Consider the following 24,251-nt stretch of genomic DNA (forward strand, 5'->3'; position numbering starts at 1 on the left):
AAACGTATTGTACAAAAAAACATGAACCGTTGCAAAACGACTCATGTTTTTATTAATTTTTGGTCTTTAATAGCGGTGCCAGTGCCGTGATAACCTGTTGTGCCAAAAGCCGACTGCCCGCTTGGTCCGGATGTAAACTATCGGTATAAGTCAACTGCCAGTCTTGCGTCTCGACTAAAGTAGCTTGCGGATATTCCTGTGTTTCTTCCGTAATCACCGCCGCGTGTTGTTGTGATAAAGGTACCAATACTAATAAGGGGGTAGTGGGATATAATAAGGTGACTTTTTGTAAAAATTTTTCAAAAGCGGCACGAAATGCTAATTCATTGGTTTTTTTATCGGTCGTACCGATATTAATAACGACTGCATCACTAGCTAGCGGTTGCCAAGCATGATCGGCATCGATGTGCGTTAAAAACTCCATCGCTGTAGGCACCCCGCCGCTGCCGGGTTGGGTAATGCCCGCTCCCGGATAACCAATCCGAATATCCACCATGTCAAAATGTTGGGCTACTAAGGCGGCAAAATTGGCTTCGGGTCGATAATCCCGACCGGCCTCGCGGCCTACAACCCAAGAACCGGCAGTAATAGAATCACCAATAAAGGTCAAAACTCCGCCGGCAGGTTTGATCGGTTCCAATTGGGCCGATTGTGGCGCTGTGATTTTTTCAAAATATAACCCGCCATGACGCCGCCAAACATTAGTTTGCGGAGTATTGCCGGCATAAACTATTTGTAAAGTATGCGTTTGAAAATCCGGTAAAGTCACTGTGAGTGGCATTTGTGTCAAGTTGACGCGCACAAAAGGCTGCTCATCCAAACGATAAGCCAGCCACGTTTGACTCCAATCGCCAGCACTGGAAAAAGTTAACTGCACCTGTTGGGCTTGGCTAATTTGTGTAAACATTTGGGCACCTAAATTAGTTGTATAAAGTCCCTGCGCCGTTTGTACCCAGCGCCCGGCAAAATAGAGCGGTTCTTGAAAATTTGCTGAAGTTTTTTGAAATTTCATTTTTTGTCCTTCCTGTTGTACTATGCATTTTCATGATACTATAATAAAGAAAAAATGACAGATTGAGGAGCGGTTTCATGTTTAAAAATCTTATTTTTGATATTGACGGCACATTACTCAATACAAAAGAAGTCGGCATGCGGGCACTGCAAAAAGCCTTGTATGATGATTTCCACATTGAGCAAACTTTAGCAGAATTGGAATTTGCTTTTTCAGGTACCGCTCTTCAGGTCTATGAAAAATATCATATCCCCTTAGATCGTCAAGATGCTTTTGCACAGCATGTGCTAGAAAATTCCGAAATTATGGCCCCCTCAATTGATCCCTTTCCCGGAATTGAAGACTTGCTCCAACAACTTCAGCAACAAGCCATTAATTTAGCGATTGTGACTTCTGAAAATCACTTCGAATTAGAGGCAATTTTTGGCAAAAAAACCATTGCCCATTATTTTCAACATTTTGTGACAGCTGATGATGTCCGCCAGCCTAAACCTGACCCCGAGCCCACTGTTCAAGCATTGCAAATTCTGGAGGCCCAACCTAGTGAAACCTTATTTATCGGCGATTCGCGCAGTGATATTGCCAGCGCGCATCAAGCCCAAGTTGCCTTCGGTTTGGCGGGCTGGGGTGCCAATCCGCAAGATAATTTTGACGATGCTGATTATCAGTTTGCCCACCCTCAAGAGGTTTTATCAATTTTATAAGCAGATATAACAGTTTGGTCAATGGTCTAACCACATAAAAACCCCCATTCTTAAGAATGGAGGTTTTTTTTACATCTTTTGCAAGCGGGCTATTCGATCTTCTAAAGGAGGATGCGTATCAAATAAATGTGCAAAAGCATGTTTTTTTAAAGGATCACTGATATATAAAGCGGCACTACTTTCATCAACTTGTTGCATTGGTTGGGTATTGGTTTGTAATTTACGCAAAGCACTAATCAATCCCTGGGGATTTCGCGTTAGTTCGACACCAGCAGCATCGGCCAAATACTCACGGTTACGAGAAATGGCTAATTGCACAATGGTCGCAATAATTGGTCCCAAAATTGCAAAAAGCAAACCCACAATCCATAAAACCAGCTGTAAAATATTACTTTTATTATCGTCCCGATCATCACTGCGATCACCAAACAACCAGCCCCAGCGATACATATTACTTAAAAGGGAGGATAAATAAACAATAGCTGACGATAAGGCCACGGCAATTGTGGATACCCGAATGTCGTAATTACGAATGTGTGAAATTTCATGTCCCAAAACGCCTTCTAATTCTTCGCGATCCATCAATTGATATAACCCCCGGGTCACGGCCACAGCGGCATGCTGCGGATCGCGGCCGGTAGCAAACGCATTGGGACTAGGGTCATCTACAATGTAAATATCGGGTTGCGGCACATGAGCCACTAAAGCCAAGTCTTCGACAATGTGCCATAATTCCGGCGCTTGATCCACAGAAGTAATTTTTTGGGCATGATTCATCTGCATCACCACACTCGTGGATTGAAAATACATGATGATCGCATAAAACAAAGTAACGATAACCGCCATGCCAATCCCTAATTCGGCATTATTCCACCACAGGGTGCCAATAACCCAACCAATTAAACCTAAAATTGCAAAGAATACCGCAAACACCAGATAAGTTTTGCGCTTATTACTGGCTATTTGTTGATATAACATTGCGTCTTACTCCTTAAAATTTAACTTGTGGGGCCGCCTTTTCGGCTTCCGGAATCTGTAAATACGTCATTGGTTGAAAGGAATGAATGTGGGCGATGAGATTGCGCGGAAAAGTTTGGGTGGCCGTATTATAATATTGCACTGCACTATTATAAGCTTGCCGAGAATAGGCTACTTTATTTTCCGTGTTAGTCAATTCTTCCATTAACTTGCCAAACTCCTGGTTGGCTTTCAAATCCGGGTAATTCTCTGCTAAAGCAAAAACCTGCCGCAAGGCACCAGTCAAGCGATTATCAGCGGCTACTTTATCTTGTAGGTTATCAGCGGCTACTACGGAATTACGCATTTGCACTACCTGTTCCAAAGTGGATTTTTCATGCGCGGCATATCCTTTGACCGTTTCCACTAAGTTCGGAATTAAATCTGTCCGCCGTTTTAACTGGACATCAATTTGACTTTCAAATTCTTGTGCTTGATTGCGACTGCGCACCAAGCCATTATAAAGTATTGCATATAAAGCCACTACAACAACAATGACAATAATTACAATTGCTAATTTCATAAACTTCTCCTTTGTTTTGTGTGGTTCTTCAACCTGTAATTATTTTAACATATCCCTTGCCCATTACCTATCTTGGCCTAGTAGAGGGCTTAGAACTTATCGCCAACTGGCCCCTTTGTGACAGCCAGCCGGCCGGCACCTTTTGAATCTTTCCAAAGATGCTGCTAAAGCAATTACCACAACTGTTTATTTCCAGCTTAAGATTCGGCTTTACGGATGGCGTGATCTAATTCATCGGCTGCAAAATCATGCTGCATATAGTCCGAATTGTCGATAGGAAAGTGTTGTTGCAAGGTATCGAAAATTTGGAACTCTACTTGTCCAGAAACCAAGGAAAAATCTAAAACATGACCGCCAATCGAATGATCTGCCGCCAAAAAATGACTATGATAGCCGGCCACCGCCGCTCCGTGAAATAACTGCGGCGCATAATAACTTAATAAAGTCCCCGTGGCTTGGGGGGCCTGAAAAACATGTTGTGCTTGAGCGGCTTGAGTTAAAGTGGCATAAGGCGGCTCGCTGCGGTTGACAGACCGTGTCTTCAGTTGTTGGAATTGTCCCTGAATTTTTACCGAGTAAAATACATTAGGTGCTTGGATTTGGTGAGTTAAATGTTGATATAACTGCGTAGAAGTTAAATTCTGTAATGTACCCAGTGGTTGATAATGGGCCCAGTGAATATCGGCAAACGGCATGGTAAAAGTCTTGGCTACGGTTTGTATTTGACCTTGACCGTTAATTTGGTAAGGTTGTCCATCCAAAATAATTAATTCGCCATCCAAACCTTCACCTGTGCCAATGCCGGTATCGCCGTGTTGCAAAAGCGATTGCATACTAATCGTTCCCGTTAATAAGCCGGGAACTAATAAAGCTAACGTACCATGTTGATATAATATTTCTGTCATAGGTTGACCTTTCTAATTAAAAGGATTATCCAGCAATTCTTGATTTAACTGTTGATTTTGCGAATAATCCACGGGAATTTCCACAATTACGGGACCTGACAACACAAACGCCTGCGTTAAAACTTGCGGCAAACTATGCTGTTGGTCAACTCGTAAGCCTTGGGCGCCAAAACTGTGAGCATATTTTACAAAGTCTACGGGTCCAAAATCCACGCCGGCAGTGCGTCCGTATTTCGTTTGTTCTTGGAAGCGTACCATATCATAATAACCATCCACCCAGACTAATTGAACAATATTGGCTTGCAGGCGGACGGCCGTTTCTAATTCTTGTCCTGAAAACAAAAAGCCCCCATCTCCGGCGACACTGACAATTTTTTTGTCAGGGTATAATAAAGCCGCTGCAATTGCCCAAGGAAGCGCGACCCCTAAAGTTTGCATCCCATTACTAAACAATAAATGACGTGGTTCATAACTACGAAAATGCCGGGCCATCCAGATATAATGACTGCCGACATCGACGGTCACAATCATCGAATCGTCTACTTGTTTTTGTAATTCTTGCACAATTTCTAAAGGATGCACGGTGTTTTGATGAGCTCGTTGGGGCGGAGTATCTTGGCGATCAAATTCTTGTTTAATTTGCGCTAATTGTGCTTGAGTGTCTGATTTCAGCACATAAGAGTCTTGAAATAGATTAGTCAATTCATCAATAGTATCTGCTAAATTGCCTTGTAAGGTCATATCTGGTTGATAATCTTGGGTTAATTCCGGTGCCACACTATCTAAATTGATCACTGCACCCTTTCGATTTTGATTCCAGTTCCGGGCTTCATATTCAATGGGATCATAGCCGATAGTAATAACTAAATCGGCCTGTTTTAACAGCATATCTCCGGTTTGATTGCGGAACAAACCTACTCGGCCGTAATATAAATGCTCTAATTCATGGGAGATAATGCCGGCACCTTGAAAAGTTTCGACTACCGGTAGGGGTACTTTTTGTAAAAAGCGCCGCAAAGCCTTCGTCGTGGCTTGGTCTGAAGCCCGCATTCCGGCTAGAATGACGGGCAAATGGGCCTTTTGTATTCGCTGCACAAATTGAGTTAAAGCAGCAGGTGCTAAAACCCCCTGCGCCATCGGTTGGTTGTGCTGCATGATTGGCCGCTGCACTTTGGCATTCACGACATCTTGTGGCAAAGAAATAAAAGTAGCCCCACTTTTAGCATCCACGGCGGCTTGATAAGCATTAGCGAAAGCTTCGGAAAGATTGTTCGGGTCTTGCACTTCTACACTATACTTAGTGACTGGATTTAAAATCTCTTGATTAGGAATACTTTGATGGGTTAAACGGGCCAAATCATCCCGTGGCACCTGTCCGCCTAGCGCAATCACTGGATCGTTTTCGGCGGTCGCAGTCACCAATCCGGTCGTCAAATTAGCCACTCCTGGCCCCGAAGTCACTAAAACTACTCCCGGCTTGCCAGTTAAACGTCCTACCGCAGCAGCCATGAAGACCGCATTTTGTTCGTGACGTGTTACAATTAAACGCGGCGTTTGCGGATCATCATTGTGCGCTAAAGCTTCAAAGACTGCATCCACTTTCGCTCCCGGAATGCCAAAAACATACTGGATACCATAATTAATCATTGTTTGTACTAAAGCCTGCGCTCCTGTCTGTTCCATTGACTACCTTCCTTTATCTAAACCAAATAATTTCTCTCAGCATAAAGAATCTCTATTCTGATGTCAATTGGAATTCATTTCATAGAAATTCTCAATCTATACTTTATTAACGGAAAGCTTTCCATTAGAATAATAATGGTTTTGTTTTCATTCCAGATATTAAGAGGTCATTTTATGCAGATCTTCAAGACACTTGCCACGGATACAATGTTATGGCTTGCAGCCGCGGCAGCAATCATCACTAGTTTCTTAAGTACCCCGCAAGTAGCGGATATTAATTTTCATACATTATATTCGTTACTTTCAATGATGATTTTAGTACAGATCTTAGAAGATATTGGTTTATTACAGTATTTTTCATCTAAATTCACTGCCAAAGCCCGCGATACCCGCCAATTAATGTGGATGTTGGTGATACTGGCTTTTGGCGGGGCAATGTTGATTACCAATGATGTCACCGTGCTTATCATGGTACCGCTTTTTTTTCGCGCTGGTCATCAACCGCACACTAACCAAATTTGGGGGGTAGTGTTAATCACAGCTGCTGCCAATATTGGCAGTGCTTTAACCCCCTTTGGCAATACCCATAATTTATTTTTGCTTTCCCACTATAATTTGGCGCTGTTTGACTTTTTTAAAATTTCAGTGCCCTATTCACTCTTGGGGTTGCTATTGCTGCTCTTGATTACTTGGGTGTTAATTAAACCGCGGACCTTAGAAGTTCATGTGAAGCACTATAATATCCAGCCACGCGCTTTAATCATCGCCTTAATCGTAACGATTATAACTTTTTTAGCTGTTTTTAAAATTATCCCTACTCTAATTGCCGTTGCCGTTGCTGTAACGGCTGCTATTTTGTTAGATAAAGCAATTTTATTCCGAGTGGATTACGCGACGATTTTAACTTTCTTATGTTTTTTCGTAGCTGTCGGTAATATTAGCCGGTTTCCTAGTATCGCGCGTGTTTTACAAAATCTTGTACATACCCCTCAATCGACTTTTTTAACAGCGGTGGGGTTCAGCCAGTTCATGAGTAATGTGCCGGCTACCATTTTAATCGCTAAATTCACCCAAAATATCCCGGCTATTTTTTTGGGCACCAATACTGGTGGCCTGGGTACTACCATTGCTTCTATGTGTAATTTGCTTGCCTATAAACAATATATTATTCACAGCCAGAAACGTCATTTGGGAGCTTATTTTGTCCATTCGTTACTCGTTAATCTGATTTTATTAATTATTATTGGTCTCCTCAGCTGGGGCTTAATGCTTATTTTCCCATAATGAACGATCCACACACTTGGATGCTGGTGCCCCATCTTTAAATGCGTAGTGGTAACGTAAAAGTCAGCGGTTTTTGGGTTATAGGATCGAAAAAACTTAAGTAATAGGCTTCTAAAGCTTGGTGTGGGTAAGTCGAGCTCACCGGGCCACCATATAATTGATCTCCTAAAAGTGGATGTCCTGTAGCGGCAAAATGAACTCGAATTTGATGCGTCCGGCCGGTATGCAATTGCACCTTTACTAACGTATCGGTCGCCTGAGTTTGCAGCACCCAATATTCAGTCAGAGCTGGCTGACCCTCGGCCATAATTTGGCGCGCAATCTGTTGTCCCTGGCGCCCAATAGGTTGATCCAGCAGACCATGGCTGGTGCTTAATTGCCCGGCAACGCGTGCATAATAATATTTTTTAATTTGTTGCTGGGCTAATTGTTGCTGGGCCCAACTGTTAGCCAATAAGTGCTTGGCAATCAGCACTAATCCTTGCGTATCCCGATCCAAACGCGTAATGATGTGCGGCACTAAGTTCTCAGAGCCTTGCTGCAGCCAATAACCTTTCACACGATTGGTTAAAGTATCAATTCGATTACTTGGTCCCGGGACACTACTTAAACCCACGGGTTTATCGACTACTAGCCAATGATCATCTTCATATACGCAATTCAATGGTTGAAAGCTGGCAGTGAGGTCCGGATTATTTTCCGTCGGCAATTCAAAGCACACAGTGGCCTGGGGATTAACTAAATAATCCGCCGGCACCCGATGGTGATTCACTACAAAATTAGCAGGGATTTGTTTTAGCTTGTGATATAAACGATGGCTCACCCCTTGTTGGGTGAGCACTTTTTTGACAGTTAGCGGTTGTTGCGTGGGATTAGTTAAACTGATTTGCATCTGAAAATCATCCTTTAAATTACTCTAGTTAAAACATACGCAAAAATAGATTTTCTTGTCAACCAACTTTAAGTTAAAATAAGATAAAAAATAAAGGATGATGCCCATGAAAAAACAAATTTATCTGGCTGGCGGTTTTTTTTCCGATAAACAAAATGATTTAGTAACTCGGGCCCATACTGCTTTAGAACACAATCCGACCGTAGGTTATATCCATAGTCCCCGAGAGCACCAATATCAAAACGTTACTGCCGAAAATGATCCAGCAGGCATCTTTGGCAGCTACGAATGGGCCACGGAAACTTATAATAATGATTTAACAGCAATGGGATTGGCCGATCTTGCAGTGGTTGTCTGGGACAATGTCCAGCCAGATATGGGAACCGCCTGGGAAATGGGCTATTTGGCAGCATTACACAAACCCATTGTTCTAACTTGTGAAGATGCAGTGGAACAGGTGGGGATTAATCTGATGTTAATTAAAGGTAGTAAAACTTTTTTAACTCAAGTACAAGAATTAAAAGACTTTGATTTTAACTTGATTCCTACTAAACTATATAAAGGGCTAATAATCTAATATATAATATAGAATAGTGAGTAGTTTTTAGAACAGGAGGAAGTTATTTCATGACAGTACCGCAGATTAAATTAAATAATGGCGTACAGATCCCTCAATTAGGTATGGGCGTTTTTAAAATGCAAAATGAAGCGGAATTCTATCAGGCCTTCCAATGGGCTTTAGAGATCGGCTATCGTCATTTTGATACAGCTGCTTTTTATGGCAATGAACAATGGTTAGGAGCGGCAATTAAAAAGGCCGGCATTGATCGCAAAGAACTTTTCATTACCTCCAAATTATGGCCGACCCAATTCCAAGAACCTGAAAAAGCTTATCAACAATCTTTAGATCGTTTAGGCATGGATTACTTGGATTTATATTTAATTCATTGGCCGGCTCCAGGTTTTGAATCTGCATGGTCAGGTATGGAAAAACTGTATCATGACCATCAAGTGCGGGCGATTGGCGTTTCCAACTTTTTGGAAAAACATTTGTCAGCAATTGCCGGACCAGACAAAGTTACTCCGGCCGTTGACCAATTGGAGATTCATCCTTACTTTCAACGTTCGGACTTACTGCAACATCTCCAACAACAGGGTATTGCCGTAGAAGCTTGGGGGCCTTTGGGACAAGCACGTAATGGTGTCTTTGATGAACCTGTTCTCAAAACAATTGCCCAAGCGCACCATAAAACTGTGCAACAAGTAATTTTACGGTGGCATTTACAACGACAAACCATCATTTTCCCTAAATCAATTCATCAAGAACGCTTACAGCAAAATTTTGAAGTTTTTGATTTTGAATTGACTGCTTCAGAAATGCAACAAATTGCCCAACTCGATAAACAGCAACCTAATGGTTCTAATCCGGCAGATCAAGACTTTTTGGATCATGTGGGTGACCGTCCGTTACCTTATTAAGTTTAGTGTTCGTATTAATTTTTAAGCTTCAAGCCTCATCCTTAAGATGAGGCTTTTGCTCTTTTCAAAGTTCCATGAAATGTTGATGTCAACGGTTAGAGAGTGTTCGATGTTAGGGATAAATTTCTTTTTAGACGATCAGGTTGGGAATTATACTTTGCTTAATTGACAGACATTTAGACAATCATTAAACTAGTCTTATCAGCGCAGAGGAGGAAAAGATATGTGCGGAATTATTGCCTTCAGCGATCCAAGCGTTACTAATAAAGAAGCAACCATCCAATCCATGATGAAAATGATTGCGCACCGCGGCCCCAATATTACAGGCAGCGGTTATTACACCAATGATCAAGTTGCCATGGGCTTTCGTCGCCTCAGTGTGATCGATTTACAATGTGGCAAACAGCCTATTTATAATGAAGATAGTTCCATTTTAATTACTTATAATGGTGAAATTTATAATTTTCAAAGTTTACGTAAAGACTTAATTACAGCTGGCCATCAATTTACGACCCACACCGACACCGAAGTTTTACTTCACGGCTACGAAGAATGGGGCATGGCTGGGCTACTACAACGAGTTCGCGGCATGTTTGCCTTTTTAATTTGGGATGACAATCAAAAAACGCTTTATGGAGCACGTGATTTCTTCGGTATCAAACCATTATATTACTATCACCAAGATCAAACTTTTATTTTTGGTTCCGAAATCAAGGCCTTTTTAAAGCACCCTCATTTTCACAAAGCCCTCAATAAAGAAGCTGTTAAACCCTTTTTAATGAACCAATATAATGATTTAGATGAAAGTTTCTTCAAAAATGTCTACCGGTTTCCTGCTGGTCATTGGTTTGAATTACACGATCAAGATTTCCAAATCCACGAATATTGGGATGCACACTACCAGGTCAATTATCAACGCAGTGAAACGGAAACGATCAATGCGATCGATCAAACGGTGAAAGAATCCGTTAAATTACACAATATCGCAGATGTGAAAGTTGGCAGTTTTTTATCAGAAGGTGTGGATTCCAGTTATGTAACGACGGTTTTACATCCTCAAGAAGTATTTAGTGTCAACTTTGATAACGGACCTTATGATGAAGCCAGTGTTGCGAAACAATTGGCGGATGAAGAAGGCCTGCATTTCAATCAAGTTACTGTCGATGCTGATGAGGCTTTCCACGATTTTCCGGAAATGCAATATCACCTAGACGAACCTGATAGTAATCCTTCAGTCATTCCCCTCTGGTATTTATGTCGGTTAGCCCGTAAAAAAGTAACGGTCGTTTTATCTGGTGAAGGCGCTGATGAAATTTTTGCCGGCTATGTCAATTATGGACTGCATACTAAGAATACCGTCATTAAGGTTTTTGCCAGCGGCTTGCATAAGTTGCCCCAGGGAATTCGTTATAAATTAGCCCATGGTATCCAAAAGCTGCCCAATTTCCCAGGCAAAGTTCATCTCTATAGTCAAACAGCTCAACCTTCCGAGTATTATGTCGGTGAATCGCTGATTTATGATCCGGCACAACCCACCATTTTTACGAGTTCACAAGCCAATGACGTTTTGCAACCTGAGTATCAAAATGATTTGACGGTCAATGGTCTTTATCAAAAAGATTTCGCCAAAGTTCAGCATGCGGAAGATTTAAAGCAAATGCAATACATTGATTTACACCACTTTATGCTAAACGATATTCTTCAAAAGGCCGATAAAATTTCGATGGCCCATTCTCTAGAATTACGGGTGCCGTTTTTAGATAAGAAAGTGGCCGAATTAGCCAATTCTATTCCTTCCAAATATTTGCTCAATAATAAAGATACCAAGTATATTTTTCGCAAAGCTGCCAATCGCCATTTGCCTGCCGATTGGGCCAAACGACCTAAATTAGGGTTCCCGGTTCCCGTTAAGACATGGCTGCATGAAGATAAATATTATCAAGAAGTCAAAGCTTTATTTAGCCAGCCTTGGGTCAAAGATATTTTTGATCAAGACAAAATTTTACAATTGCTTGACGACAACTATCACGACAAAATTGACGCCCGTCGTCAAGTGTGGAATATTTATACCTTTTTAACTTGGTACCAATTGTACTTTATTGACTTTGATGGAGCCGTTGAAAAATATAGTCACGTGCAGCCTGATGTAGCAGAATTCATTCAAAATGGTACTTTAGTTTAATTTTATTAAATCCACCATCCTTATTGAGAAATAGGATGGTTTTTTTGTGCCATTTAAGATCTACTGGCCCTTTTGCTGAAACTGCGGCCAAACAAAAAATCGTTAATCTTGGCTGCAACAAGTGCTGGCTTGCCAAAAATTAACGATTTTATACTACTAAGTCAAAATTGTTTTATAGTTTTACTGCCTGGTGTGTTTTCAGTGACTGATCACAAGCGCGGGCAATTTCTACGGCTTTCAAACCATCTAAACCGTCTACTACCGGGGCTTGTTTTTTAGTCACAGCTTCATAAAATGCCTGAAATTCATCACGATAGGCTTGCTGATAACGTTCAATAAAGAAGAATGGTATTTCGGAGAGCTGAACATTCTCATTTTGGTCCAATTCGACATTATTCAAACGATCATTGGTCGATACGGCCTGACCTTTAGAACCAAATACTTCCGCCCGTTGATCGTAACCATAAACGGCCTGGCGGCTATTGTCAATTACGCCTAGAGCACCATTGGCAAATTTTAAAGTTACAATGGCTGTATCAATATCGCCGACTTCACCAATTTCTGGATTAACTAAAACAGCTCCTTGCGCATTAACTTCGACTACTTCACTATCACTTAAATAACGAGCCATATCGAAATCATGAATCATCATATCATTAAACAATCCGCCTGACACTTTGACATAATCAATACTTGGTGGTTCCGGATCACGAGAAGAAATCTTGATAATTTGCGGAGTCCCAATTTGACCGGCTTTTACATAATCATGAATTTGTTTAAAATTATGGTCAAAGCGGCGATTAAAACCTACTTGCAGGCAAGTTCCGTTATCTTTGACTACTTGCAACAATTGTTTAATTTGCGGTACATCTTCGGCTAAAGGTTTTTCACAAAAGATGCTCTTATTCTGCTTAGCAGCAGCTTCAATAATTGTAGCATGTGTATTAGTAGCTGAAGCAATGACTACCGCCTGAATTTGCGGATCAGCTAATACTTTTTCATAGTCATTCGTATAATGGGGGATTTGATATTTTTGTGCCAATTCGGCTAAATTAGGAGCATAAGGATCCGCAATGGCTGTTACTTCAAAATTATCACGCATGTTGGCCAAATTCTCTACATGCATTTGTCCAATTCGTCCCGTTCCAATCACACCAATTTTAATTTTATCCATATAGATTACTCCTTTGTTTGATAAAGTTCCGGTCGTTCCGGCAATTCAATAGGTACTACGGCTTCGTTCTTTTGACTTTGAATAGCACAATCAGATGTCACTGTTGCAATATAGCCGTCCCAAGCTGTGGGTCCTGTTAGTGCTTCTTGACGATTAGCATGATCAATAAAATCTTGTAATTCCCGTTGATAAGCTTCTACAAAGCGGTTTGACCAATCGTAATCTACATCATGATAAATTTTCCGATCGGCATGTAAGTCTAAACGATTTACTTCGGGTAATTGTGCAATGCCCTTTTCGCCAATTACTTGACAACGAACTTCATAACCATAATGGGAATTTTGATTTAAATAAACATTCACAATGGCACCTTGCTTCATTTTGACCGTGACAATTTGGGGATCCTTTAATTCAGCGGCAGGATTCAAACTATTGGGACGGGGAAATTGAACTTGGACTGACGCATAGTCATCTTTAAAAAGCCAGTGAATAATATCACTTTCATGAATGAAAGAATCATTAATCGTATTTTCTGTTTTGAAATAACTAGTCGGCGGGACAGTCATAAAATGGCGGCAATAGCCCATCAAAGGTGCGCCAATGAGTCCTTGATCGATGGTCGCTTTTAATTCTTGATATGCCGGGTCATAACGCCGCATAAAACCTACTTGAACAAAGCGTTGCCCAGCTGCCACTTCCGCGGCAATAATTTTTTTACATGCAGCCGCTGTGGTGGCCAAGGGCTTTTCTGTAAAAACATATTTGTGGGCTTGGATGGCCGCTAAGATAGGTTCAACATGGGTATCATTACGGCTGCAGACCATCACTACATCCACATTATTAGAATTCACCAACGCATCCACTGATTCACTTAAGTGGGCATTTAACTGATATTCCTTAATTAAATCTTTGGCAGCCTGGGGAACCACATCAAAAACTTCAGTAATTTCTTCGCCTTTTAAATGATTCACCAAGTTGGAAACATGGGTATGCGCAATAGCCCCACAACCAATTAAACCAATTTTCACCATACTGATTTGATCCTTTCTTTATTCCTTAACATCTAACCCCCAACTCTCGCAGCTGTGGTTATTGCGACAAAGTTTAAGTAGTCAATTACTCTTGCCAAGTATGAAGACGCTTAATTATTATCAGCTATTATTTAGTCATACCAATTAAGAATGCACCAATTACGACTAAGACCAAACCCCATAGGGTATAAGACATTTCCCGTTTGGATTTGACTTCGTGCAAAATCCATAAACCACCGAGGGTTGCCACGACCACATTCAATTGTGATAAAGTAAAACCAACCGCTACGCCATTGATTTGGTTACTAAATAAGATACCCACATTCGCGATTCCAAATAAAAGTCCGGTTAACATATTTTGCCAACTTTTTTTGCCAAACATATCATTGTCTTTTTGGAAAGCCACCAAAACCATGACCGAAATCAGCATTGCAATTGCTTGTGGTAATAAAGCATCCCAACCATTCAAATTAAAAACTCTTGGAAAGACGTTATACCCAATAAAGCCCACACTAGAAATGGTTAAAATAATTAAACCTAGTTTGATATTGCCGCCTTCTTCACTGGCTTTATCTTGGACAGTCGTCAGGGTGATGCCCACAATGATCAAGACCAGAGCGGAAAAACCCAAAATATATTGCAATGGGGTAGTCCATTCTTTAAAATAAAAAGCTCCAAATAATGTCGTCCCCAATAATTGCTCGCCTGTACTGATGGGCATGGCCTTGGAAACACCCACGAGGTCAAAGGACTTCACTTGTAAAATTTGTCCGAAACTCCAAAAGGCACCACTTAAAATCGAGCCCCACAATAAATTAGCCGACCAATTAGGCTGTTTGAAGATAAAAACCAGCAAAGCAATAACCAACGTCGATAGAGCCATTCCCATAACTTTATTAGTGAATTTCCCACCGATTTTTTGCATTACAATCGATTGAAATCCCCAACCTAAAGCAGGGACAAGTGCGATTAAAATACCCATAATTTTCCTCCTCGCGCATACTGAACAAGCTGTTGGGCCCACAGATAATTTGAAGTAATCAACATTTAAAGCGTCTTCATTTGCCCTTTAGTCTTATTATGAACAGAATCACATAAGAGACTTATACTTTTAACAACAAAAAACTGTTTTTCCAACACTAGGTCTTAAAACAAGTTAGTTATTATTATCTTTTTATAAGCATTAATTCAATCAATAGGAGGCGAAGGCCATGCAACAAAGATTTTTACAAATGCAAAATCGGACTAAGATTTCCAAAAATACTGACTTAGCTAATCCGCAGTTGGTATATATCGCAAAAATTACTCCTGAAGATTACTATGTCAAACGCGGCATTCATCGCCATCAAAAAATTTGTGAAATCACCTTGATCCAAAGTGGCCGCGGCTATTATTTAATTGAAGAAAATCAAGAATTGGTCCAACAAGGTGATGTGCTGATCGTTGATACCGGTGTTTTACACGGCGAAGGCCGGGTTTTACCTTCCATTTGTATCGGTTTAATTTTTGACACTAAAAAGACCCATTACCATCTTATTAGTTCTCATATTCGACCCGTTTTTCATTTTAAATCGGAAATCAGTCGGGCCTTAATTGCCCAAGCTAATGTAGCCTTTAACTTACTGGAATCTTCAGCTACTCAAGCTCAGCACCTCGCAGCCAATATTATTTGTCAGTCTTTATTACCCTTTATTATGGATCATTTATTTATTGATGCTTGTCTAAAAAAAACCAGTTCCGTGACTGCACAATTAATTAAGAATTACTTGGATCAGCATTATAGCGAAAAACTCCAAATTCAAGAAGTCTGCCAAGTCTTGTCTTTAAGCCAAACCTATGCCGATTCGGAATTTCAGAACAATTATGGCTTAAGTCCCGTACAATATTTAACTGGGCGCCGGATTGGTGAAGCTCAAACCCTGCTCATTAATTATCCGCACATGTTAATTTATGACGTAGCAACAGCGGTCGGCTACGAGAATATTACTTACTTTAATCGCGTTTTTAAAAAATTTTGCGGTTATTCTCCCAGCAAGTATCGCAATATCTATCGTGAACAATAAAAAGCCCCTTATGGAACTTACAGCTGTCTGCAACTTCGAGGTTGAAAAACAGCAGCAGTCTTCCATAACAGGCTCCATTAAAGTTTTAATGATTGATCAGACAAAAGTTTGCACGCTCTGACACCTAAGTATTCCAAAGTAAAGCAGAACATTCATCAAGTCGACTTGAACTAACAGCTTTACTTGAGTAAAAGTTATCTACTTCTGTGGCAATTGAAGGCTTAATCAGAGCTGCTTGCTAATCAGGCCGACTCCAATGAATTTATCTGAGAGATTAAATCTATAGCAATTAGAAATTTTTATTGTGAATAATGCGCCGCATATATTAAGGAATAGTAGGGTTTGGCTTGACCATTAATAAACAGTGGCTGTAAAGCTAACCGATAGTTCAAGCCATCTGTCACCACAATTCGCATACGTTGGTGCGGGTGATGAGCCTTAATGACTAATTTATACTGGCCGGCGGGTAAGAAGCCGCGATAGACCCAGGTTTTCTTTTGGAGGACCAAGCGGCGAATTTGGCCGCCAGAATCTAGTAAATCTACTTCAGCATTTGCTCGTTTAGGTGCCAAAACCCATAATTTATTGACCGCATGATTCATCAGCAGTGTTTGGGAGAAGCGCGTCTGACCCGGAAATTCAGGGGTTTTAAAATGGTACTGATGTGATAATTGACTCCGCTGCGCCGTAACTACCATGGTCGCTGGCTTGGTGGCCCGGGTGAGAATTTGCGGTGTTAAACATAAAAGTAAGACCCCTATTGTGACCAGCATTGCTGGTGTCCCAACCGTAGTCGCCGGCTTGGGCGGCTGAGGTAAATGCAACAACAAATAACCACCAAGCAATAAAATAATGACTTGCCCATAACGATTTTCGGTTTCCCAAACTAACGTATGGAATAACAAAAAGCCGCCTGCCGCAATAATTGTAAAAATTTCTAACCAGGTATGCTGGTAATGGCGGTTCCAAGCTGTGGTCCAGATTTGTTGTAAGGCGAGACTTAAAATCAATAGTAGGGCTAATTGGTTACTCCACTGCCCCCATAAATGAAAGCCGCGCTGCCAACGACTATAACTCCGCGGTATTTGTTGAAAGCCCCCGGTATACGCTCGCGGTAAACTTTGAACATCAAATAAAATGGCAATTTTTTGAAACCATAAACGGATAATTCCGAGCCCGCCTAATCGTCGCAAACGCTGCGGAAAATGGTGCTGCAAATATTGCTGGCGTGCCTGTTTACTCGGTAATCGCCGTAAAATTCGCGCATCCCGATGAGAATAACGTCCCGCAGTCTGCGAATTATAGCCCATATTGAACCAGTGGAGCAACGGAAATTGATAACGTGCATTATCTTGAAAATTAATATTAGCATTTAACACCCAATTAGTGGGCGTGGCTAAACACAAACCAATCAAAATTGCAATAATCGGCTGGCGGTATTTTTTGCTGGCTGTCGGGTTAAAACAACAAGTCAGCAGCAGTGCTATTCCAATAATGATCAGATTACTCTTAATCATTTGCGCACTTAAATTTAAAACGACTAAACCGCCACTCGCCCACCAACGCTGGGCAGTAGACAGCCGTCGCCAAAATAAAAACGTCAGCCAATCTAGTAAAACAGCGAGCAATAAGGGTAAATCTGTGTAAAAAACTTGTAAAAAATAAGTATAACTCACTGCACTGCAGCTGATTAGCATTAACACAATTAAAATAGGCAACTGCTGCTGACTGCATTGATAAACAGCATAAACAATTAAAGCTAAAAAGCCATCTAGTAAGATCAGATTTAACAAATGAACTGACCAATAAACAGATAAGTGACAAGCATTCGTGACAATTAACCAGCGGGATAAAAACCAGGTAATGGCCACATTATTCGAATATCGCCAAAAATAAGTAATCTCCGACCAGGAACGATCCCCATGGCTAATTAATTGGGCTTGATATAACACCCGAAAAGGATCATGATAGACCGTCGCGGGTAAAACAATTAAAATCCCAATTTGTACAACCAAAATGAATGCAAAGGTAGCATAGATCACCATTCGAACTTGTTGATTCGTTAAGTGGGAACTAATGCGCCAAAAATATGGTCGCAACCACAGATAATAACCACATAAAAAAGCAATCATCATTATTGATAATTGCCATGAGTGGATAGTTAATAAATTAGAAATTATCCCGATTGTCACTGGTAAACTAAACGCTAGCAGCAATCCGCGATAAATTTTATTACTCATAAATTAACGCCCTTTCACCGCTTTTCATACAGTATTATATTATACACTGCACGATTGCAAAAGTTGTGAAATTTACTTCCAGCTTAAGCTGAAGTGGATTGCGGACGTGCGGTGACTGCCAACCATAAAACCACCAGTTCAAGTAACCCCAAAAGCAGCAAAAAGAATAACGCGTGCTGACTGCCGAAAATCGTTCCCAAAGTTAGCGATTGGCTCCAACTTTTTTGACTTTGAGCGACAATCGCCGCTACAATCGAGGTCCCACAAGCGCCGGCAAATTGTTGCAAAGTATTTAAAATAGCATTACCGTCAGCTTGCTGGGCGATACTTAAATTTTGTAACCCACTGGTCATAATATTTCCAAAAGCTAAGCCCGTACCAGACATATAAAAGAAATAAATGAACGCAATTAAAGCATCCTGCAGCCGGCTCGCCTGCAAATTGAAACAGATAACCGCGCCTACAGATAAAATAGTCCCACCTAAAATAGGTACCCGGGCGCCCCAATGATCTAAAATTCGTCCCGCAAAAGGAGCTAATAAAGCGCCCATAGCTGTACCAGGTAAAACAATCAGTCCGGCCTTAAAGGCTGAGTGGTGGTTAACTAATTGAATATAGTTCGGCAGGATAAAGGCCAATCCTAAGCTAATTAAATTAAATGTGAAAAAGGCCAGCACATGACCACAAAACCGTTTGTTTTGAAAAACCGCAAAATTAATAATCGGTTGGGCAATTTTTTGAGAACGAAATGTCAAACCGACTAAACCGATAAGGCCCAAGAGCAAACTGCCAGCTACCCACCAAGTAAAGTTGCTTAAATTACTAAAACCGACTATCAACCCCACAAAGGCCAAAATAATAGTACAAAGACTCAGCCAATCCAAATGAACCGCTTGTAATGGATTAATTTGTTGAATAGACACCAACCCTAGACCCAAAGATACTAACAAAATTGGTAACAAAAAAATAAAAATAAACCGCCAACCGAGACTGTTCACAACTAATCCGCCAAACGTCGGTCCGACAGCGGGGGCGACGGCTGTAATTAAGGATCCGATCCCCATCATGGAACCAATTTTACTTGCAGGGACAGATTCTAAAATAATATTGAACATCAAAGGCAAGGCAATCCCGGTTCCCAAGCCCTGCAAAACTCGACCGACTAATAAAAGTCCAAAATTAGGTGCACAGGCATCTAATAAAACCCCGCTCATAAACAAAAGATTAGCGCTGAGAAATAATTTTTTAGTCACAAATCGTTTTTTTAACAGCGCGGATAACGGTACGATAATCGCGACTATTAACAAATAAATAGTAGTCATCCACTGGACAGTCGCCGTATTAATGTGAAATTCACGCATTAAAGTGGGAAACGTAATATTCATCGCCGTTTCAACCACTACTCCACAAAAAGACATAATACCCGTGGCAAAAATCGCCCCTAACACTTTACGACTTATTTTGGTTGCTGTCATTGCTTAATGTTGATCTCCTTCTAAATTCAAATAATATTGCAGTACTTCTTCAAATTCTCGAATTCTGGTAGTGCCGAAATGCTGCTCCAAATCTGCTTGCTGACTAGCCATATATTGACTGATTAGCGTAATCAATTCCTGGCCTTTAGCCGTGAGCTGTACCATTTTTTGACGGGCATCATGGTGCGCCACAAACCGTTGCAGCAATCCCTTTTTTTCCATCCTTTGTAAAATCAAAGTGGCGGTAGACCGCCGGATATTAAATTCTTGTTCTATATCCCGTTGGAGAATTTGAGCAGTGGTTCTGCGTCCTAAGTAATCGATAATCGACATTTGGGTACTCGTTAGATCGTACTGCCGTGCGAATTGATCAAAATTTTTAGTTAATTGCCGTGCGGCCATTTTTAAGTAGCGTCCGGTATTGTAAGCCACAGTCTCACTTCCTTTGCCAATTACGTTAGCTGGCTAACGTTATCAAAAGATATTCTAATTCGCCCATGGTAGCTTGTCAATCGTTAATTCCCGTTTGTCTGGAACCAATCAAAAAAGCCCTCCAGTTGGAAGGCCTGCTGGGCGCTATTAGCGCAAAATATCAATCAAATTTTTATTGGCTGCTTGTTTAGCTGGCAAAATTCCAAAAATAATGCCGACCGTGGAAGAAACAAGAAAGGCCACGACAAATGAACTCAAAGACATCTTTGCCTTAAATGGTAGGGCCAAAGCAATCCCATAAGCTAACCCGGCTCCGTCCAGAAATCCTATGATTCCCCCTAAGGTTGTTAACATGACTGCTTCTAACAAAAATTGCAGCATGATTGTCCGCGGACGGGCACCAATAGCTAAACGAATCCCAATTTCTTGGGTCCGTTCGGAAACGGAAATATACATCATGTTCATCACACCAATACCAGCAATAATTAAAGAAATGCCGGCAACCGCACCGATGAAATAAGTTAAGGCGTCAATAACTTTACTGATACCCTTGAGTATTTTGCCTGTATCATCATAATCATAAGTACCGGCATAACGGTTAACACCATTTTTGCGTAAAAGTCGTAACACTTGTTTTGTCGTGGCCGCCGCATCCGTGCCTTTATCAAAAGTCAAAATGATCGTATCACTTTGATTATTGGTTTGCCCACTAAGATAGGCTCGTCTAGGCAAAAAGACTTGGGTTTCATCTTCTGGAGTTGACATCACACCCTTAATCTGGTAACTAGTTTGCCCCACCAGTAAGGGTTGATCTAACGCCTGGGTTGCTGAATGAAATTCATGCTGTGCTAAACTTTCAGAAATTAGTACTACCGGATTTTGTACAGCAAAATCATAAGACGTCAGATTATGACCAGCCACTACGTGAATATCTTGCGGCTTGTTAATTAGTTTCGTACTTAAAACGGTATCGCGGCGGCCAATTTGACTGCGGATTTGTTTGTACTCATTAGATTGTTGTAATTTAACCCGCGCCAAGCCCCGAAAATGCACATTATTAATGGTCGACAAATCATCTTGTGTGATCCCTTGATCATCGCCATTGGTGTCGTTGGACATATAGTATATTTGTGTCGTTTGTTCACCGCCTTGGGTAGCTTGCAGATTCTTTAAGGTTGCCTGCCGAATACCATTACCTAGTGAAATAATAGTAATCACGGCGGCGATCCCGATAATAATACCCGACATGGTTAAAATACTACGTTTTTTATTAGCCATTAAAGCTTTCCAAGCAGTTTTAAAAAGTTCACTCGTGCGCATGATCCACCTCCTGGTCAGAAGTAATCTGACCATCTAAAATCCGAATAATCCGATCACTGCGTTCAGCAATGGCTTCATCGTGGGTCACCATGATAATTGTGGTGCCTTGATGATTTAAAGTTTGAAAGATATTTAAAATTTCTTGCGATGTTTTACTATCTAAGGCTCCCGTGGGCTCATCAGCAATTAAAAAACTAGGTTGAGTAATTAAAGCCCGCGCAATCGATACTCTTTGCTGCTGCCCACCTGATAAATTAGTTGGCAATTGTTGGGCGACATTAGGCAAGCCTACTGCTTTTAATTGCTGTTGCACCCGTGCTTGAATCTGGGATCGCCGCGCTCCAGCATAAATCAAAGGCAGACCGACATTTTCTGCGACTGTTAAATTATTAATTAATTTAAAATTTTGAAAGATAAAGCCTACTTGTTGATTACGCAGATCGGAGAACTGATTGCGTTTAAGTTGGTCCACTTGAATTTTGTTAAATTGATATTGTCCAGAAAATTGATCATCAAAAAAACCGATAATATTAATCAGCGTCGATTTTCCTGATCCCGATTTACCCATAATGGCTACAAATTCACCGGCAGCCACCTGCAAATTAATATCTTTCAGGACATGATAAGCCTGTGTGCCTTGGCGATAATATTTATTTACATTAGTCAATTTAATCATTGATCTGCACCTTCATCTGGTCTTGTAAATGACGATTAGGATTAATGATCACTTGACTACCTGCGTGTAAGCCAGTTTTGACTCGATAATAACCGGCTTTTTTTTGAACAGTGACCGCCTGTTGATAAGCCCGTCCTTGCCGATAAACGAAAACCTGACCATGGCGTACTGCACTGAAGGGTAACCGTAAATCATCCTGGGGAATTTTAATGTTGACCGTCTGCCCATTCATAAAGCGATTATCCACCGGCACCGTAAATTCATATTTACTCATATTTTTTCGACTATCTGGAGCCGGATTATTGGCTAAATAATCAATTGCGGCCGTTTGCTGTTTGCCATTGGCAAGAGCTTTAATTTTAACAGGTTGGTTGACTTTGAGTTTCGCATAATCATATTCCGTAACTTCTCCTCTAACTTGTAAATCATTAGTTACAATGGTAATTTGCGGTGTTCCATCCAGCGCATAGTCAACAGTGGCTACTCCATCATAAGGCGCCTGCAAAATGGTCGTTTGCGTTTTTTGCAAAGTAGCCAACGAATTTTGTTGGTCCTGTAAATCTGCTTGAGCTCCTTTATAACTATTGTTGGCTTCTTTGAGCTGCGTGCGCGTTTGTTCATAACTTGGATCATCAGCAGGCGTTTGATTAAGTTGGGACTTCAGATCATTAACGGCTTGCGCTTGTTGGTTCAATTCGCGCTGGCTCTTAGCTACGGCTTGTTGCGCTGTCTGAACATCCGGAGTTTTACTCTCATCAAACGTTGATAAAAGTTCCTGACCTTTAGTAACTGTTTCGCCATTACTAATAAAAAGTTGTTGCACTTTACCTTCTTTAGGCGTGAGCTTTTCGGTTCGATGAGTTTGCACACTGCCGGTTACGGCAAAATTATTATTATGTAACCGCACCACGCGAAAACGTGGACCGTTAGCTGACGAAGCAGCCTTGTGCCATGCAAAAATTCCCCCACCAAGTAATACAACGAGCCCAACGATCATTAAGCCCCACATTGTTTTACGTTTCATTGTTATTTCTCCCTTATTTCCCCGATTAATATAATTATTAGAACTATATGTGTCATAGTATACTAGAACAGTATAGAAAAAGCAACCACTGAAAGCAGTAACTCAGGACAAATCTGAAAAGCAGTGTTTATTCAGCTTAAACATTTACCAAGAAAGTGATGCAGTTGTCTGCATCAGTACCCTGTGGCAGTAACCAGCGCTTGAAGCCAAAGAACACTGATTATGACAAAAACTGCTTTGTTATTTGGAAATACCATTGGCTTAAACCATTATTGCCCAGTATAATAAGTTTAATTTCAGTGAACAAAGAAGGAACAAACCGTGGCTCAAGCAATTATGAAATATGAACAACAACTCGCGCAAGCACCAATGCCTCCTGGGAAAAAGAAGGTTCTCTTGCCTGCTTTAAAGTTATTTGCCGACAAGGGTTTTCACGCGACCACTACCGCCAAAATTGCCCAACAAGCCGGAGTGAGTGAAGGTACTATTTATAAATATTTTACATCCAAAGAAAATTTATTAATGAAACTATTGTCACCAATGCTCAATACCATCAAAGACAATTTCTTCAGTCAACTCAATAATTACGAACAGTTACCAGCTTTAATTAACTTTTTTGTCCATGATCGCAGTCAATTTGTCATAGCTAATTATAGTTTTTTAAATTGCTCTTGCAGGAATTACTCCTGGGTGAAAGCAGCGTAGTCCAACTTTTTCATGCGATGCTCTCAGACTCTGCAGGGATTTTGGCTAAATTAGCTTCTCTACAGCAACGGTTTTCAGAAATTAATTCGCAATTAACTCCCATTCAAATTTTACGGATTTTTATTGGACCATTCATTGCTTATGTGTTCCAAAAACAACTACTACCAGATTCTTCGATGACTTCTCAACAAAGCGATTTACAATTAGTCCAACAACAAATTCTAGCCGGCTTAACAGCTCCGCAACAATAATATTGAAATTTGAAATATATAAAAAAACGACAATAGTCTCCAAGTCATCGCTACGTGTAAAAATCAAGAGAAATGGGTTCCAACAATCTTTGTTAATCAATCACAGATAAAGCTGTCGCATGCACCTGTGGCGTAGGCCAAAGATATTGTGTTTGTAAACCACTGCTTTTACCTTTTGA

At 40.8% G+C, this 24,251-nt stretch carries 23 protein-coding genes; 8 read left to right on the forward strand and 15 right to left on the reverse strand.

All coding sequences use genetic code 11. From position 1 onward, the window contains the following. Positions 1-52: 52 nt before the first annotated feature. Complete coding sequence (locus JG30_RS06335; RefSeq protein ID WP_046317370.1) at positions 53-1,012, reverse strand: GDSL-type esterase/lipase family protein; 960 nt, start codon at positions 1,010-1,012, stop codon at positions 53-55. Between the two features lie 77 nt (positions 1,013-1,089). On the opposite strand from JG30_RS06335, the gene JG30_RS06340 reads away from it, so the two are divergent. Beyond that, entirely contained in the window at positions 1,090-1,716 is a 627-nt protein-coding gene (locus tag JG30_RS06340) for an HAD family hydrolase (protein WP_046317372.1), read from the forward strand. Between the two features lie 69 nt (positions 1,717-1,785). Here JG30_RS06340 and htpX read toward each other — a convergent pair whose 3' ends face one another. The 4 genes from htpX to alsS all read right to left on the reverse strand — a co-directional run bounded on the left by htpX (position 1,786) and on the right by alsS (position 5,844). Beyond that, positions 1,786-2,694, reverse strand: coding sequence for a zinc metalloprotease HtpX (gene htpX, locus JG30_RS06345; RefSeq protein WP_046317374.1), 909 nt, complete (start codon positions 2,692-2,694; stop codon positions 1,786-1,788). A 13-nt stretch (positions 2,695-2,707) separates the two neighbouring features. Next, the gene (locus tag JG30_RS06350; RefSeq protein ID WP_046317375.1) at positions 2,708-3,256 is read right to left on the reverse strand and encodes a LemA family protein; all 549 of its coding nucleotides are present in this window, start codon (positions 3,254-3,256) and stop codon (positions 2,708-2,710) included. A gap of 197 nt (positions 3,257-3,453) precedes the next feature. Continuing rightward, complete coding sequence (gene budA / locus JG30_RS06355; protein WP_046317376.1) at positions 3,454-4,161, reverse strand: acetolactate decarboxylase; 708 nt, start codon at positions 4,159-4,161, stop codon at positions 3,454-3,456. A 12-nt stretch (positions 4,162-4,173) separates the two neighbouring features. After that, positions 4,174-5,844, reverse strand: a complete 1,671-nt coding sequence (alsS, locus tag JG30_RS06360) for an acetolactate synthase AlsS (RefSeq protein WP_046317378.1) — start codon at positions 5,842-5,844, stop codon at positions 4,174-4,176. 174 nt (positions 5,845-6,018) lie between these two features. Between alsS and JG30_RS06365 the strand changes: the two genes are divergently transcribed. Then, positions 6,019-7,128: an SLC13 family permease gene (locus JG30_RS06365; RefSeq protein WP_046317379.1), complete on the forward strand. Its 1,110-nt coding sequence runs from the start codon at positions 6,019-6,021 to the stop codon at positions 7,126-7,128. A gap of 37 nt (positions 7,129-7,165) precedes the next feature. On the opposite strand, the gene JG30_RS06370 is transcribed toward JG30_RS06365, so the two are convergent. Continuing rightward, entirely contained in the window at positions 7,166-8,020 is an 855-nt protein-coding gene (locus JG30_RS06370) for an RluA family pseudouridine synthase (protein WP_046317382.1), read from the reverse strand. A 106-nt stretch (positions 8,021-8,126) separates the two neighbouring features. Here JG30_RS06370 and JG30_RS06375 point away from each other — a divergent pair, with 106 nt between their 5' ends. The 3 genes from JG30_RS06375 to asnB all read left to right on the forward strand — a co-directional run bounded on the left by JG30_RS06375 (position 8,127) and on the right by asnB (position 11,681). Then, positions 8,127-8,597 carry a nucleoside 2-deoxyribosyltransferase gene (locus tag JG30_RS06375; RefSeq protein WP_052725249.1) on the forward strand — a complete coding sequence of 157 codons (471 nt, stop codon included), beginning with the start codon at positions 8,127-8,129 and terminating at the stop codon, positions 8,595-8,597. 50 nt (positions 8,598-8,647) lie between these two features. Then, positions 8,648-9,499, forward strand: a complete 852-nt coding sequence (locus JG30_RS06380) for an aldo/keto reductase (protein ID WP_046317386.1) — start codon at positions 8,648-8,650, stop codon at positions 9,497-9,499. Positions 9,500-9,722: 223 nt separating this feature from the next. After that, positions 9,723-11,681: an asparagine synthase (glutamine-hydrolyzing) gene (asnB, locus tag JG30_RS06385; protein WP_046317388.1), complete on the forward strand. Its 1,959-nt coding sequence runs from the start codon at positions 9,723-9,725 to the stop codon at positions 11,679-11,681. A gap of 172 nt (positions 11,682-11,853) precedes the next feature. Here the strand turns inward: asnB and iolG are convergent, their stop codons facing one another. The 3 genes from iolG to JG30_RS06400 form a co-directional block, all read right to left on the reverse strand. Beyond that, a complete protein-coding gene (gene iolG / locus JG30_RS06390; protein WP_046317391.1) occupies positions 11,854-12,855 on the reverse strand; it encodes an inositol 2-dehydrogenase in 1,002 nt (333 codons plus the stop codon). A 5-nt stretch (positions 12,856-12,860) separates the two neighbouring features. Next, positions 12,861-13,886, reverse strand: a complete 1,026-nt coding sequence (locus JG30_RS06395; RefSeq protein WP_046317393.1) for a Gfo/Idh/MocA family oxidoreductase — start codon at positions 13,884-13,886, stop codon at positions 12,861-12,863. 127 nt (positions 13,887-14,013) lie between these two features. Next, entirely contained in the window at positions 14,014-14,868 is an 855-nt protein-coding gene (locus JG30_RS06400; protein WP_046317395.1) for a GRP family sugar transporter, read from the reverse strand. 229 nt (positions 14,869-15,097) lie between these two features. Between JG30_RS06400 and JG30_RS06405 the strand changes: the two genes are divergently transcribed. Then, positions 15,098-15,949, forward strand: a complete 852-nt coding sequence (locus JG30_RS06405) for an AraC family transcriptional regulator (protein ID WP_046317397.1) — start codon at positions 15,098-15,100, stop codon at positions 15,947-15,949. 299 nt (positions 15,950-16,248) lie between these two features. On the opposite strand, the gene JG30_RS06410 is transcribed toward JG30_RS06405, so the two are convergent. The 6 genes from JG30_RS06410 to JG30_RS06435 all read right to left on the reverse strand — a co-directional run bounded on the left by JG30_RS06410 (position 16,249) and on the right by JG30_RS06435 (position 23,116). After that, on the reverse strand, positions 16,249-18,189 hold the full coding sequence (locus tag JG30_RS06410; protein ID WP_046317399.1) for a hypothetical protein: 1,941 nt from the start codon (positions 18,187-18,189) through the stop codon (positions 16,249-16,251). A gap of 83 nt (positions 18,190-18,272) precedes the next feature. Continuing rightward, positions 18,273-19,664, reverse strand: coding sequence for an MFS transporter (locus JG30_RS06415; protein WP_046317401.1), 1,392 nt, complete (start codon positions 19,662-19,664; stop codon positions 18,273-18,275). Positions 19,665-19,667: 3 nt separating this feature from the next. Continuing rightward, positions 19,668-20,096, reverse strand: coding sequence for a MarR family winged helix-turn-helix transcriptional regulator (locus tag JG30_RS06420; RefSeq protein ID WP_143443913.1), 429 nt, complete (start codon positions 20,094-20,096; stop codon positions 19,668-19,670). A gap of 147 nt (positions 20,097-20,243) precedes the next feature. Further along, positions 20,244-21,416, reverse strand: a complete 1,173-nt coding sequence (locus JG30_RS06425; RefSeq protein ID WP_046317403.1) for an ABC transporter permease — start codon at positions 21,414-21,416, stop codon at positions 20,244-20,246. Beyond that, positions 21,403-22,092 carry an ABC transporter ATP-binding protein gene (locus tag JG30_RS06430; RefSeq protein ID WP_046317405.1) on the reverse strand — a complete coding sequence of 230 codons (690 nt, stop codon included), beginning with the start codon at positions 22,090-22,092 and terminating at the stop codon, positions 21,403-21,405. Before JG30_RS06430 ends, JG30_RS06425 begins: the two co-directional genes overlap by 14 nt. After that, positions 22,085-23,116 (reverse strand): efflux RND transporter periplasmic adaptor subunit, encoded by a 1,032-nt coding sequence (locus JG30_RS06435; RefSeq protein WP_046317408.1) that lies wholly within the window; start codon positions 23,114-23,116, stop codon positions 22,085-22,087. The genes JG30_RS06430 and JG30_RS06435 overlap by 8 nt, the downstream gene beginning before the upstream one ends. Before the next feature lie 321 nt (positions 23,117-23,437). Between JG30_RS06435 and JG30_RS08895 the strand changes: the two genes are divergently transcribed. Both JG30_RS08895 and JG30_RS08900 read left to right on the forward strand, forming a co-directional pair. Then, positions 23,438-23,821, forward strand: coding sequence for a TetR/AcrR family transcriptional regulator (locus tag JG30_RS08895; RefSeq protein WP_052725250.1), 384 nt, complete (start codon positions 23,438-23,440; stop codon positions 23,819-23,821). 41 nt (positions 23,822-23,862) lie between these two features. Then, entirely contained in the window at positions 23,863-24,072 is a 210-nt protein-coding gene (locus JG30_RS08900; protein WP_052725251.1) for a hypothetical protein, read from the forward strand. Positions 24,073-24,251 lie beyond the last annotated feature (179 nt).

Origin of the sequence: Bombilactobacillus mellifer, from assembly GCF_000970795.1 — a bacterium.
Classification (GTDB): domain Bacteria; phylum Bacillota; class Bacilli; order Lactobacillales; family Lactobacillaceae; genus Bombilactobacillus; species Bombilactobacillus mellifer.

Excerpts from the sequence above, each read along its gene's own strand:
- JG30_RS06435 (WP_046317408.1), bottom strand. The coding sequence starts at position 23,116 with ATGAAACGTAAAACAATGTGGGGCTTAATGATCGTTGGGCTCGTTGTA.
- JG30_RS06425 (WP_046317403.1), bottom strand. The coding sequence starts at position 21,416 with ATGCGCACGAGTGAACTTTTTAAAACTGCTTGGAAAGCTTTAATGGCT.
- budA (WP_046317376.1), bottom strand. The coding sequence starts at position 4,161 with ATGACAGAAATATTATATCAACATGGTACGTTAGCTTTATTAGTTCCC.
- JG30_RS06380 (WP_046317386.1), top strand. The coding sequence starts at position 8,648 with ATGACAGTACCGCAGATTAAATTAAATAATGGCGTACAGATCCCTCAA.
- JG30_RS06410 (WP_046317399.1), bottom strand. The coding sequence starts at position 18,189 with ATGAGTAATAAAATTTATCGCGGATTGCTGCTAGCGTTTAGTTTACCA.
- JG30_RS06350 (WP_046317375.1), bottom strand. The coding sequence starts at position 3,256 with ATGAAATTAGCAATTGTAATTATTGTCATTGTTGTTGTAGTGGCTTTA.
- JG30_RS06395 (WP_046317393.1), bottom strand. The coding sequence starts at position 13,886 with ATGGTGAAAATTGGTTTAATTGGTTGTGGGGCTATTGCGCATACCCAT.
- iolG (WP_046317391.1), bottom strand. The coding sequence starts at position 12,855 with ATGGATAAAATTAAAATTGGTGTGATTGGAACGGGACGAATTGGACAA.
- JG30_RS06340 (WP_046317372.1), top strand. The coding sequence starts at position 1,090 with ATGTTTAAAAATCTTATTTTTGATATTGACGGCACATTACTCAATACA.
- JG30_RS06400 (WP_046317395.1), bottom strand. The coding sequence starts at position 14,868 with ATGGGTATTTTAATCGCACTTGTCCCTGCTTTAGGTTGGGGATTTCAA.
- alsS (WP_046317378.1), bottom strand. The coding sequence starts at position 5,844 with ATGGAACAGACAGGAGCGCAGGCTTTAGTACAAACAATGATTAATTAT.
- JG30_RS06405 (WP_046317397.1), top strand. The coding sequence starts at position 15,098 with ATGCAACAAAGATTTTTACAAATGCAAAATCGGACTAAGATTTCCAAA.
- JG30_RS06365 (WP_046317379.1), top strand. The coding sequence starts at position 6,019 with ATGCAGATCTTCAAGACACTTGCCACGGATACAATGTTATGGCTTGCA.
- htpX (WP_046317374.1), bottom strand. The coding sequence starts at position 2,694 with ATGTTATATCAACAAATAGCCAGTAATAAGCGCAAAACTTATCTGGTG.
- JG30_RS06375 (WP_052725249.1), top strand. The coding sequence starts at position 8,127 with ATGAAAAAACAAATTTATCTGGCTGGCGGTTTTTTTTCCGATAAACAA.
- JG30_RS06415 (WP_046317401.1), bottom strand. The coding sequence starts at position 19,664 with ATGACAGCAACCAAAATAAGTCGTAAAGTGTTAGGGGCGATTTTTGCC.
- JG30_RS06430 (WP_046317405.1), bottom strand. The coding sequence starts at position 22,092 with ATGATTAAATTGACTAATGTAAATAAATATTATCGCCAAGGCACACAG.
- JG30_RS06370 (WP_046317382.1), bottom strand. The coding sequence starts at position 8,020 with ATGCAAATCAGTTTAACTAATCCCACGCAACAACCGCTAACTGTCAAA.
- asnB (WP_046317388.1), top strand. The coding sequence starts at position 9,723 with ATGTGCGGAATTATTGCCTTCAGCGATCCAAGCGTTACTAATAAAGAA.
- JG30_RS06335 (WP_046317370.1), bottom strand. The coding sequence starts at position 1,012 with ATGAAATTTCAAAAAACTTCAGCAAATTTTCAAGAACCGCTCTATTTT.